Here is a 12,609-nt window from a genome sequence, read left to right on the forward strand (position 1 = left end):
CGGGACCTTCCGTCATGCCTAAATTTTTCATCGAACATCCAGTCTTCGCCTGGGTGGTGGCGATCCTGATCTCCCTCAGCGGCGTGATCGCGATCCTCAACCTCGGCGTGGAGTCCTACCCCAACATCGCCCCGCCGCAGGTGACCGTCTCGGCCACCTACCCGGGCGCAAGTGCGGATACCACGGAGAAATCGGTCACCCAGGTGATCGAGCAGCAGCTGACCGGTATCGATCACCTGCTGTACTTCAGCTCCTCGTCCGCCTCCAACGGCCGCGCCTCGATCACCCTGACCTTCGAGACCGGTACCGATCCGGACATCGCCCAGGTGCAGGTGCAGAACAAGGTCTCGCTGGCCACGCCGCGACTGCCTTCGGAAGTCACCCAGCAGGGCGTGGTGGTGGCCAAGGCCAACGCCGGCTTCCTGATGGTGGTGGCGCTGCAGTCCGATACGCCGACCATCAACCGTGACGCACTGAACGACATCGTCGGTTCGCGCGTGCTCGACCAGGTCTCGCGCATCCCCGGCGTCGGCAGCACCCAGCAGTTCGGTTCCGAGTACGCCATGAACATCTGGCTCAACCCGGAAAAGATGCAGGGCTATGGCCTGTCGGCCAGCCAGGTGCTGGCGGCGGTACGCGCGCAGAACGTGCAGTTCGCCGCCGGTGCACTGGGCTCCGACCCGTCGCCGGAAGGCCAGCACTTCACCGCCACGGTGTCGGCCGAAGGCCGCTTCAGCTCGCCGCAGGAGTTCGAGAACATCATCCTGCGCGCCAATGCCGATGGCTCGCGCGTGCTGTTGAAGGACATCGCCCGCGTCGCCTTCGGTGCCAACAACTACGGCTTCGATACCCAGTACAACGGCAAGCCCACCGGTGCCTTCGCCATCCAGCTGCTGCCGGGCGCCAACGCCCTGAACGTGGCCGAGGCGGTGCGCGGCAAGATGGACGAGCTGCAGCCCAGCTTCCCGGCCGGCGTCACCTGGTTCTCGCCGTATGACAGCACCACCTTCGTCAAGATCTCGATCCAGGAAGTGGTCAAGACCCTGTTCGAAGCGGTGTTGCTGGTGTTCCTGGTGATGCTGATCTTCCTGCAGAACTTCCGCGCCACCCTGATCCCGACCCTGGTCATCCCGGTGGCCCTGCTGGGTACGTTCCTGGGCATGTGGATGATCGGCTTCACGATCAACCAGCTGACCCTGTTTGCGATGGTGCTGGCCATCGGCATCGTGGTCGATGACGCGATCGTGGTGATCGAGAACGTCGAACGCATCATGACCGAGGAAGGCCTGGCGCCGAAGCCGGCCACGCAGAAGGCGATGACCCAGATCACCGGCGCGGTGGTGGCCATCACGGTCGTACTGGCGGCGGTGTTCATCCCCTCGGCCCTGCAGGGCGGTGCCGCCGGTGAGATCTACAAGCAGTTTGCCCTGACCATCGCCATCTCGATGGCGTTCTCGGCGTTCCTGGCGCTGGGCTTCACCCCGGCGCTGTGCGCGACGTTCCTCAAGCCGACGCACAACGACAACCCGAACATCGTCTACCGCACCTTCAACAAGTACTACGACAAGATCAGCCACACCTACGTGGGTCACATCACCTCGGCGGTGCGCCACGCACCACGCTGGATGATCCTGTTCGTGGTGCTGACCGTGCTGTGCGGTTTCCTGTTCACCCGCATGCCGGGCAGCTTCCTGCCTGAGGAAGACCAGGGCTATGCACTGGCGATCGTGCAGTTGCCGCCGGGCTCGACCAAGAGCCAGACCAACGAAGCGTTCGCGCAGATGCGCGGCATCCTGGAAAAGCAGGATGGCTATGAAGGCATGCTGCAGGTGGCCGGCTTCAGCTTCGTCGGCTCCGGCGAGAACGTGGGCATGGGCTTCATCCGCCTGAAGCCGTGGGAAGAGCGCAAGTTCACTGCTCCGGAATTCATCCAGAACATGAACGGCGCGTTCTACGGCATCAAGGAAGCGCAGATCTTCGTGGTCAACCTGCCGACCGTGCAGGGTCTTGGCCAGTTCGGCGGCTTCGACATGTGGCTGCAGGACCGTAGTGGTGCCGGTTACGAGCAGCTGACCCAGGCCCGCAACATCCTGCTCGGCCAGGCCGCGCAGAAGCCGGACCACTTGGTGGGCGTGCGCCCGAACGGCCTGGAAAACGCCCCGCAGCTGCAGCTGCACGTGGACCGCGTGCAGGCGCAGTCGATGGGCATGTCGGTGTCGGACGTGTACAGCACCATCCAGCTGATGCTGGCCCCGGTGTACGTCAACGACTTCTTCTACGAAGGCCGCATCAAGCGCGTGACCATGCAGGCTGATGGTCCGTACCGCACTGGCCAGGAATCGCTGAAGAGCTTCTACAGCCCGTCCAGCCTGACCACCAATGCCGATGGCACCAACGCGATGATTCCGTTGAGCACGGTGGTCAAGTCCGAATGGGTCTCGGCACCGCCGTCGCTGAGCCGCTACAACGGCTACTCGGCGATCAACATCGTCGGCTCGCAGGCACCGGGCACCAGCTCGGGCGAAGCGATGCAGACCATGGAAGGCATCGTCAACGACGACCTGCCGGCCGGCTTCGGCTACGACTGGTCCGGCCTGTCCTACCAGGAAATCCTGGCCGGCAACGCCGCGACACTGCTGCTGGTGCTGTCCATCGTGGTGGTGTTCCTGTGCCTGGCCGCGCTGTATGAAAGCTGGTCGATCCCGGTGGCGGTGCTGCTGGTGGTGCCGCTTGGCGTGCTGGGCGCACTCGCCCTGTCGATGATGCGCGGCCTGCCGAACGATCTGTTCTTCAAGATCGGCCTGATCACGGTAATCGGCCTGGCCGCGAAGAACGCGATCCTGATCGTGGAGTTCGCGGTGGAGCAGCGTGCGGCGGGCAAGACCCTGCGCGATGCCACCATCGAAGCGGCGCGCCTGCGATTCCGCCCGATCCTGATGACGTCCTTCGCGTTCATCATGGGCGTCATCCCGATGGCGATCTCCACCGGTGCCGGCGCCAACTCGCGTCACGCCATCGGTACCGGCGTGATCGGCGGCATGCTGTTCGCCACCCTGCTCGGCCTGCTGATGATCCCGGTGTTCTTCGTGGTGGTGCGCCGCATGCTGGGCGACAAGCTGGATGAACCGTCGAAGGAATTCCTCGGCCGCCAGCGTGATGCGGAAAGCGCTCACCGCCCGGATCGTTGATCCGACGGTAAGTTGAAGCGAGAAAGGCCCCGGAGCGATCCGGGGCCTTTCTTCTTTGCTGCTTTTGAATCCATGCCAACCAAGGTTGGCATCCACCAAAGCAGCGGCATGCCCGGTAGTCGCCAACCTTGGTTGGCGCTCTCCAAGGCGACGTGTCAGCGCAGCAGCGAGATCATCACGCACACTGCAACGATCACCAATGCGACCCACTGCATCGGCACGAAGAAGAAATGATGCGGCGCAGCCTCTCCCTCCTGCCGGGGCGCGCGATTGAGCCACAACCCCAGCAGCACGTTCACTGCCGCACCGATGCCACCACCCAGCAGCACCTGCTGCAGCGGGATGTTGCCCTTGGCGCCGTCGTGCGGGAAGAAGTACGCCAGCAACAGGATGCCTGCGATCGGCGTCACCAGCGTCATGAAGCCCCAGCCGCGGTAGATCATGCGGTATCTCCAGAAAAACGATCCGCATTGGAGCAGCATGAATCCTGGCAGGCAAGAGGCGGACACGCCATCTGGACACCTGATTCCCGCAGCAGTCGCTCGGCGCTAGACGTTGCAGCCTGCGCGGGCTACGGCCAGTCGCAGTTGTTCTTGTAGTTGCGCCAGCGAGTGCGCCTGCGCGCTGAACAGCGGGACGTCCCAATCGGTTCCGTCGATCAGCAGGATCCGGAAGCTGCCAGAAGCATCAAACTCGGGATACCAACCGACGTCGAGCACCTTGCCGCCAGGCAACTGCCACTGCAGAAGATCTTCTTTCAACGCGTCCAGCTGTCCCAGCAAGGGCAACCCGGGATCCACATGGAAATCCAGAAACGCACCTGGCGCACTCAGCTGGTCGATGCGTTCGATCAACGCGTCCATGACTCGTTTCCTCTTCCAGTTCCTGGCCGACGGATGGGCAGAAGCACTAGGCAACGACCTCATCCACGCATGGCGTGGATCTACTGCCGCGCCGCCATTGCAGCGGCGCGGCGCAGGAAAATCAACGCAGCCCGGTTTCGTTGCGGGCGATCACCAGGCGCTGGATTTCCGAGGTGCCTTCGTAGATCTCGGTGATCTTGGCATCACGGAAGTAGCGCTCCAGCGGCATTTCCTTGGAGTAGCCCATGCCGCCATGGATCTGTACGGCCTGGTGGGTGATCCACATTGCCGCTTCGGAAGCAGTCAGCTTGGCGATGGCGGCCTCGTTGCTGAAGCGCTTGCCCTCGCCCTTCACCCATGCCGCGCGCAGGGTCAGCAGCAGCGCCGCATCCAGCTTGCACTTCATGTCGGCGATCTTCGCCTGTGTCATCTGGAAGGTGCCGATGGCCGCACCGAAGGCCTTGCGGTCCTTCACGTACTCCAGGGTTGCCTCGTAGGCGGCACGGGCGATGCCGATCGCCTGCGAGGCGATGCCGATACGACCGGCGTCAAGCACGCCCATGGCGATCTTGAAGCCCTCGCCTTCCTGGCCCAGCACGTCTTCGGGCTGCGCCACGTAATCGTTGAACTCGATCTCGCAGGTGGCCGAGGCACGGATGCCCAGCTTCGGTTCGGTCTTGCCACGGCCGAAACCGGCCTTGTCGGTGTCGATCATGAACGCGGTGATGCCTCGCGCGCCCTTGTCCGGCTCGCTCATCGCGAACAGCACGATGTACTTGGCCACCGGGCCGGAAGTGATCCAGCTCTTCTTGCCATTGATGACATAGCTGCCGTCGGCCTGCTTGACCGCGCGGCAACGCATCGCAGTCGCGTCCGAGCCCGACTGCGGCTCGGTCAGCGCGAATGCACCGATGGCCTCGCCTTCGGCGATGGCGCGCACGTACTTCTGCTTCTGCGCTTCGCTGCCATGGTTCAGGATGCCGTTGCAGAACAGCGAATTGTTGACCGACATGATGGTCGAATGCGCAGCATCACCGGCGGCGACCTCCACCATCGCCAGCACGTACGCGATCGGGTCCATGCCCGCGCCACCGTATTCGGTCGGCACTTCGATGCCCATCAGGCCGTTCTCGCCCAGCAGGCGGATGTTGTCCAGCGGGAACTCGCCAGTACGGTCATGGTGCTCCGCACTCGGCGCGATCTTTTCCTGCGCGATCCGGCGCGCAACGTCCTGCAGCATCAACTGCTCTTCGGTAAAGCTGAAATCCACAACACCCTCCCGGGTACATGATGTTATGGGCCGCGCAGCGCGCGCCCAGGTTCGCCGATTGTAACGGGGGCGGCGCATTGGCGGCTGACTCGGCCCTGGCGGCGGCTTGACCGGGCAGTCCTCGTCGGCGAATATATCTCTATATCGCGATAGGTAGATGTTTATGGATCTGGAAGACTGGTCGACCCGCCTGAAGGTGTTCGCCGATGCTACCCGGGTGCGCCTGCTGGCGCTGCTGGAGCAGGAAGAACTGACCGTGGCCGAGCTTTCGGCCATCACCCGGTTGGCGCAGCCGCGGGTATCGACGCATCTGGCGCGCCTGAAGGAAGCCGGCCTGGTGCGCGATCGCCGTGCAGGCGTATCGGCGTACTACCGCTTCGACGAAGCCCAGCTGGATCCGGCGCAGCGTGCATTGTGGCATGCCCTGAGCAACGGAAGCGATGACCCGTTGCTGCGCCAGGATGCTGAACGGGTAGCTGCGGTGCTCGCCCACCGCGCGGCTGACCAGAACTGGGCCGACAGCGTGGCCGGCGACATGGAACGCCACTACTCCCCGGGCCGCACCTGGGAGGCGCTGGCACGTACCGCACTGCCACTGCTGGAAACCGGCGACGTGCTGGATATCGCTTCCGGTGACGGCGTGCTGGCCGAACTGGTCGCACCGCACGCCAGGCGCTATGTCTGCATCGACACCAGCGCACGTGTAGTGGCCGCCGCCAGCGAACGCCTGCGCCGCCTGCCGAACGTGGAAGTCCGCGAGGGCGACATGCATGCCCTGCCCTTCAAGGACCGCAGCTTCGACCTGGTGGTGCTGATGCACGCCCTGACCTACGCCAGCAAACCCGCGCAGGCGGTCACCGAAGCCGCGCGCGTGCTGCGCCCGGGTGGTCGCCTGCTGCTGTGCAGCCTGGCCCGCCACGAGCACAAGGCCGCGGTCGATGCCTATGGCCACGTCAACCTCGGCTTCAGCGACAAGGAGCTGAAGAAGTTCGTCGACAAGGCCGGCCTGCTGGTCTCCAACCTGGAAACGGTCACCCGCGAAAAGCGCCCACCGCATTTCGAAGTGATCTCGCTGATCGCCAACAAGCCCTGAGGTCGCCATGCCCGCCCTGCCCTGGCTGCACCCGCAACGCGTGGAATCACTGCTCGCTGCCCTGCGTGATCGGATCCTGATCATCGACGGCGCGATGGGCACGATGATCCAGCGCCACGGCCTGCAGGAAGCCGATTACCGGGGCGAGCGCTTCGCCGGCGGTTACGACCACGCCCATGGGCCCGGCTGCGACCACGGCGGCACACCCGAAGGCCACGACCTGAAGGGCAACAACGACCTGTTGCTGCTGACCCGGCCAGAGGTCATCGCCGGCATCCACACCGCCTACCTGGAAGCGGGCGCGGACCTGGTGGAAACCAACACCTTCAACGCCACCTCGGTCAGCCAGGCCGACTACCACCTCGAACACCTGGTGTACGAGCTGAACAAGGCGGGTGCCGCCGTCGCACGTGCCTGCTGCGATGCGGTGGCGGCCACCACACCGGACAAGCCGCGCTTCGTCATCGGCGTGCTCGGCCCGACCAGCCGCACTGCTTCGATCAGCCCGGACGTCAACGATCCCGGCTTCCGCAACACCAGTTTCGATGAGCTGCGCGGCACCTACCGCGAAGCCATCGATGGCCTGATCGATGGTGGCGCCGACACGATCATGGTCGAGACCATCTTCGACACGCTCAACGCCAAGGCTGCGCTGTACGCCATCGAGGAGGCCTTCGATGCACGAGGCGCGCGGCTGCCGATCATGATTTCCGGCACCATCACCGATGCTTCCGGGCGCACCCTGTCCGGACAGACCGCCGAGGCGTTCCAGGCGTCACTCGCGCATGCACGGCCGTTGTCGATCGGCCTGAACTGCGCACTTGGCGCCGATGCCATGCGTCCGCACGTGGAAACCCTGTCGCAGGTGTCGGACTGCTACGTCAGTGCCCATCCCAACGCCGGCCTGCCCAATGCATTCGGTGAGTACGACGAAACACCCGAGGAAATGGCCGCCACCCTGCGTGGCTTTGCCGAAGATGGCCTGCTCAACCTGGTCGGCGGCTGCTGTGGCTCCACCCCGGACCACATCCGCGCGATCGCGCTGGCGGTGGCCGGGCTGCCGCCCCGCGCCCTGCCTGCCGCCCAGGTGCAGGCGGCATGAACACCTGCACCCCCTCACGCACGTCCCCCTGTTGCCGCTGAGTTGCCGCCGATCATGACGCCTGTCCGCCCTACCCGCCTGTCCGGCCTGGAACCGCTGGTCATCACCCCGGATCTGCTGTTCGTCAATGTCGGCGAACGCACCAACGTCACCGGCAGCGCGCAGTTCCGCAAGCTGATCAAGGAAGGCCGCTACGAAGAAGCGGTGGACGTGGCCCGGCAGCAGGTAGCCAGCGGCGCACAGATCCTCGACGTCAACATGGACGAGGGCCTGATCGATTCGGAAGCGGCGATGACCCGCTACCTCAACCTGATCATGTCCGAGCCGGACATCGCGCGCATTCCGGTGATGGTCGATTCCTCCAAATGGAGCGTGATCGAGGCTGGCCTGAAGTGCCTGCAGGGCAAGAGCGTGGTCAATTCGATCTCGCTGAAAGAAGGCGAGGACGTGTTCCGCGAGCATGCGCGCAAGGTACTGCGCTACGGCGCGGCCGCGGTGGTGATGGCCTTCGATGAGAGCGGGCAGGCCGACACCTGTGCGCGCAAGGTTGAAATCTGCACCCGCGCCTATCGCCTGCTGGTCGATGAAATCGGCTTCCCGCCGCAGGACATCATCTTCGATCCGAATATCTTCGCCGTCGCCACCGGCATTGAAGAGCATGACAACTACGCGGTCGACTTCATCGAAGCCACCCGCATCATCAAGCAGACGCTGCCGCACTGCCATGTGTCCGGCGGCGTGTCCAACGTTTCGTTCTCGTTCCGTGGCAACGAAACCGTGCGCCAGGCGATCCACTCGGTGTTCCTGTACCACGCGATCGCCGCAGGCATGGACATGGGCATCCTCAACGCCGGCGCCATGCCGATCTACGACGAGCTGGAGCCGGAACTGCGCGAGCGCGTGGAGGACGTGATCCTCAACCGCCGCCGTGATGCCACCGAGCGCCTGCTTGAAATCGCCGAGCGCTACAAGGGCAGCAAGGGCGCGGCGAAGACCGAAGACCTGGCCTGGCGCGAGAAGCCGGTGGACGCCCGGCTGGCCCATGCGCTGGTGCATGGCCTGGATGCCTGGGTCGACGCCGATACCGAAGAAGCCCGGCAACGTTCCAGCCGCCCGCTGGACGTCATTGAAGGCCCGCTGATGGCCGGCATGAACGTGGTCGGCGACCTGTTCGGTGCCGGCAAGATGTTCCTGCCGCAGGTGGTGAAATCGGCACGGGTGATGAAGAAGGCAGTGGCCTACCTGCTGCCCTACATCGAAGCCGAAAAGGCCCGCAGCGGCGACACCGCCAAGAGCAACGGCAAGATCATCATGGCCACGGTGAAGGGCGATGTGCACGACATCGGCAAGAACATCGTCGGCGTGGTCCTGGCCTGCAACAACTTCGAGGTGATCGATCTGGGCGTGATGGTGCCGGCGCAGAAGATCCTCGATGCCGCCCGCGAGCACCAGGCTGACATCATCGGCCTGTCCGGCCTGATCACGCCGTCACTGGAAGAAATGAGCCATGTCGCCCGTGAAATGCAGCGGCAGGGCTTTGACCTGCCACTGATGATCGGCGGCGCGACCACCTCGCGTGCGCACACCGCGCTGAAGATCGACCCGCACTACAAAGCGCCGACGGTCTGGGTGAAGGACGCTTCGCGTGCGGTGGGCGTGGCGCAGTCGCTGATCTCGCGCGAGCTGCGGGATGCATTCGTCGCCGCCAACGAGGCGGACTACGCCGAGATCCGCACCCGCCACCGCAACCGCGGTGACGCCAAGCGCCTGGTCTCGCTGGAACATGCACGTGCCCAGAAGTTCCAGTGCGACTGGCAGGCGTACACGCCACCCGCACCGAAGCAGCCGGGCCTGCATGTATTCGATGACTACCCGCTGGCCGAACTGGTGCCCTACATCGACTGGACGCCGTTCTTCCAGGCCTGGGAGCTGGCCGGCAAGTACCCGGCCATCCTCACCGATGAGATCGTCGGCCCCCAGGCCAGCGAGCTGTACCAGGACGCGCGCGCGATGCTGGAGCGCATCGTCAACGAGAAGTGGCTGCAGGCCAAGGCCGTGTTCGGCCTGTGGCCTGCCAACAGCATCGGCGACGACGTACGTGTGCAGCATCCCGATGGCGAGGCCACCCTGCACTTCCTGCGGCAACAGGTGGACAAGCCGGCCGAACGTCCGGATTTCTGCCTGGCCGATTTCATCGCCCCGGCCGACAGCGGCAAGCAGGACTGGATCGGCGCCTTCGCAGTCACCGCGGGCATCGGCATCGACGCGCACGTGGCCCGTTTCGAGGCCGACCATGATGACTACAACGCGATCCTGCTGAAGGCCCTCGCCGACCGCTTTGCCGAAGCCCTGGCCGAACGCCTGCACCAGCGCGTACGCACCGGGTTCTGGGGCTACGACCACGCCGAAACGCTCGACAACGAAGCGCTGATCGACGAAAAGTACCGCGGCATCCGCCCCGCGCCCGGTTACCCCGCCTGCCCCGAGCACAGCGAAAAACGCCGGTTGTTCGACCTGCTGGGCGCGGAAACCAACGCCGGCATGCAACTGACCGAGAGCTTCGCGATGCTGCCGACCGCGGCGGTATCGGGCTACTACTTCAGCCACCCGCAGAGCCAGTATTTCGTGGTCGGCCGCCTCGGTCGCGAGCAGGTCACCGACTACGCACGCCGCAAGGGCGTGGACCGTGCCCAGGCCGAACGCTGGCTGGCCTCGAACCTGGATTACGATCCGGAATGAAAAAGGGGAGGGAGGGGATCAAGTCGTTTTTGCCATAAACAACTTGACCCCCTACGCCCCCTTTATGTCTGCGACTACCAGACCAGGTCGTCGGGTACCTGGTACTGCGGGTCGGCGTAGGGATCGTCCTCGGCCGGTGCATTCGGGTCGACCTTCAACGCCACCGAAGCGGCGAACACCGCTTCAGACTGGGCCAGGACTTCAGCTGTCACCAGCAGGTAGCGACCGTTGAGCTGGACCACGCCCAGTTCACCGGCATTGAGTGCCTTGAGCTGCGCGGCGGTGACGTAGATTCGCTTGATCTTGCCGCCGTACGGGAAGTGGCGCGCGATATCGGCCGCTTCAGCATTCAGGCTCTTGTCCTTCAGCAGTTCTTCCAGCTTCACCTTGGCCTCGCGGCGCTGGCGGGCTTCTTCCTGCTTCAGGCGCTCGGTCTCGATGCGCTCTTCCTTTTCGCGCTGGGCACGGATCGCGTAGGCCTTGGCCAGATCCATTTCCTCGGCGGTACGCGGCTTGCGCGGCCCCTGCCCGTGGCCCTGGCCACGCTGCTGGCCGGGCTTGCCCGGGCCGCCATTGCCATGCGCCCGTCGCTCGCCGGGTTTGTGTTCGCCCTTGCCAGCGTGCTGCGGCTTTCCATTGCCAGCGCCACCCTTGCCCTGCGGGCGGCCATCACGGCGGGGGGCATCATTCTTGCGCTCGGGCTTGGGCGCGGGCTTGAAGCCCAGGCCCATCAGCTGGTCGCGGAGGGTATCGCTCATAGGATATGGATCAGTAGTGCGGCGGCGGCGGTTCGCTCGCCGGATCAGAAGAATTCAATGCATTGCGGACCTTGCCCAGGTCTTCCAGCAGCACGCGCAGGATGCCGGCATTGCGGCTGCCTTCCATGCGCGCGTCTGCAAGTGCATCGCTCAGTTCGGCCAGCGCGTGCTCCTGGAAGGACACGCGCATCTCCAGCTCGACCAGGCGCGCTTCCAGCGCCTGCTCACGTTCGGTCGGTACTTCAGACATGCAGCGAACGCCCCCGGCCAATGCCGTAATACGCGAGGCCGGCGGCCTCGACTTCGGCAGGCTCGTACAGATTGCGGCCGTCGAACACCACCGCATCCTTCAGCCGCTCGCGCAGCATCTGGAAATCGGGGCTGCGGAACTGCTTCCACTCGGTCACCACGACCAGTGCATCGGCGCCCTGCAGCGCATCGTCGGCGCTGTCACAGAACACCAGATCATCGCGCTCGCCGAAGATCCGCCGCGATTCATGCATCGCCTCCGGATCGTACGCGCGCACTGTCGCACCGGCTTCCCACAACTGGGCCAGCAGGCGGCGGCTGGAGGCCTCGCGCATGTCGTCGGTGTTCGGCTTGAACGCCAGGCCCCACACGGCAAACGTCCTGCCGCGCACGCCTTCATCTTCGCCCTTGTCGTAGTGGCGCTGGATCAGCGCGAACAGATGCCCCTTCTGCGATTCATTGACCGCCTCCACCGCGTTCAGCAGCTTCGGCTCGAGGCCGGCCTGCTGCGCGGTGCGGGCCAGTGCCTGCACATCCTTGGGGAAACACGAACCGCCGTAACCGGCACCCGGGTAGATGAAGTGCCAGCCGATACGCGGGTCCGAACCGATGCCCTGGCGGACCTGCTCGACGTCGGCGCCCACGCGTTCGGCGATGTTGGCGATTTCATTCATGAACGAAATCTTGGTTGCCAGCATTGCATTGGCGGCGTATTTGGTCAGCTCGGCCGAACGCACGTCCATCTCCACCACGCGGTCGTGGTTGCGGTTGAACGGCGCGTACAGGCGTCGCATCACTGCGACCGACTCGGCATTGGTCGCACCGATGATGATGCGGTCTGGCCGCATGCAGTCGGCAACGGCGTCGCCTTCCTTCAGGAATTCAGGGTTGGACACCACATCGAAGGCGATATCCGCCCCACGCGCCGCCAGCTCTTCGGCAATGGCCGCACGCACCTTGTCGGCGGTGCCCACCGGCACCGTCGACTTGTTGACCACCACGGTCGGCACCGAGATGTGCCGACCGATGGTGCGGGCCACGGCCAGCACGTACTGCAGATCGGCGCTGCCATCCTCGTCCGGCGGCGTGCCCACGGCGATGAACACCACCTGGCCGTGGCCGATGGCGGTCGCCGCGTCGGTGGTGAACACCAGCCGCGACGCGGCGTGGTTGGCCTTCACCATCGGCTCCAGGCCGGGCTCGTAGATCGGGATGATGCCCCGGTTGAGGCCATCCACCTTGGCCTGGTCGATATCGACGCAGACCACCTGGTGGCCGACGTCGGCCAGGCAGGTGCCGGTCACCAAACCTACGTAGCCGGTACCAAAAATCGCAACGCGCATATCC

The 12,609-nt window shown here is 64.8% G+C and carries 10 protein-coding genes; 4 read left to right on the top strand and 6 right to left on the bottom strand.

Annotated elements, in window-relative coordinates:
- The first annotated feature begins 14 nt into the window (after nt 1-14).
- On the top strand, nt 15-3,188 hold the full coding sequence (locus tag LMF57_RS12765) for a multidrug efflux RND transporter permease subunit (RefSeq protein WP_093819057.1): 3,174 nt from the start codon (nt 15-17) through the stop codon (nt 3,186-3,188).
- A gap of 155 nt (nt 3,189-3,343) precedes the next feature.
- On the opposite strand, the gene LMF57_RS12770 is transcribed toward LMF57_RS12765, so the two are convergent.
- The 3 genes from LMF57_RS12770 to LMF57_RS12780 form a co-directional block, all read right to left on the bottom strand.
- Entirely contained in the window at nt 3,344-3,631 is a 288-nt protein-coding gene (locus LMF57_RS12770) for a hypothetical protein (RefSeq protein WP_080148450.1), read from the bottom strand.
- Nucleotides 3,632-3,736: 105 nt separating this feature from the next.
- Entirely contained in the window at nt 3,737-4,051 is a 315-nt protein-coding gene (locus LMF57_RS12775; RefSeq protein WP_117310779.1) for a hypothetical protein, read from the bottom strand.
- Between the two features lie 121 nt (nt 4,052-4,172).
- Nucleotides 4,173-5,321 carry an acyl-CoA dehydrogenase family protein gene (locus LMF57_RS12780; RefSeq protein ID WP_132824734.1) on the bottom strand — a complete coding sequence of 383 codons (1,149 nt, stop codon included), beginning with the start codon at nt 5,319-5,321 and terminating at the stop codon, nt 4,173-4,175.
- Between the two features lie 163 nt (nt 5,322-5,484).
- Here LMF57_RS12780 and LMF57_RS12785 point away from each other — a divergent pair, with 163 nt between their 5' ends.
- Genes LMF57_RS12785 through metH form a run of 3 tightly spaced genes read left to right on the top strand, consistent with a single transcriptional unit; the run spans nt 5,485 to nt 10,255 of the window.
- Nucleotides 5,485-6,414: a metalloregulator ArsR/SmtB family transcription factor gene (locus LMF57_RS12785; protein ID WP_208082571.1), complete on the top strand. Its 930-nt coding sequence runs from the start codon at nt 5,485-5,487 to the stop codon at nt 6,412-6,414.
- Between the two features lie 7 nt (nt 6,415-6,421).
- A complete protein-coding gene (locus LMF57_RS12790) occupies nt 6,422-7,516 on the top strand; it encodes a homocysteine S-methyltransferase family protein (RefSeq protein WP_229289997.1) in 1,095 nt (364 codons plus the stop codon).
- A gap of 54 nt (nt 7,517-7,570) precedes the next feature.
- Entirely contained in the window at nt 7,571-10,255 is a 2,685-nt protein-coding gene (metH, locus tag LMF57_RS12795) for a methionine synthase (RefSeq protein ID WP_229289998.1), read from the top strand.
- A 74-nt stretch (nt 10,256-10,329) separates the two neighbouring features.
- On the opposite strand, the gene LMF57_RS12800 is transcribed toward metH, so the two are convergent.
- Genes LMF57_RS12800 through LMF57_RS12810 form a run of 3 tightly spaced genes read right to left on the bottom strand, consistent with a single transcriptional unit; the run spans nt 10,330 to nt 12,605 of the window.
- Nucleotides 10,330-11,013: a DUF2058 family protein gene (locus LMF57_RS12800; protein ID WP_140225798.1), complete on the bottom strand. Its 684-nt coding sequence runs from the start codon at nt 11,011-11,013 to the stop codon at nt 10,330-10,332.
- A 10-nt stretch (nt 11,014-11,023) separates the two neighbouring features.
- Nucleotides 11,024-11,263 carry a SlyX family protein gene (locus tag LMF57_RS12805; protein ID WP_025876828.1) on the bottom strand — a complete coding sequence of 80 codons (240 nt, stop codon included), beginning with the start codon at nt 11,261-11,263 and terminating at the stop codon, nt 11,024-11,026.
- Complete coding sequence (locus tag LMF57_RS12810) at nt 11,256-12,605, bottom strand: UDP-glucose/GDP-mannose dehydrogenase family protein (protein ID WP_208082564.1); 1,350 nt, start codon at nt 12,603-12,605, stop codon at nt 11,256-11,258. Before LMF57_RS12810 ends, LMF57_RS12805 begins: the two co-directional genes overlap by 8 nt.
- Nucleotides 12,606-12,609 lie beyond the last annotated feature (4 nt).

Source organism: Stenotrophomonas sp. SI-NJAU-1 (assembly GCF_020883215.1).
Taxonomy (GTDB): domain Bacteria; phylum Pseudomonadota; class Gammaproteobacteria; order Xanthomonadales; family Xanthomonadaceae; genus Stenotrophomonas; species Stenotrophomonas indicatrix.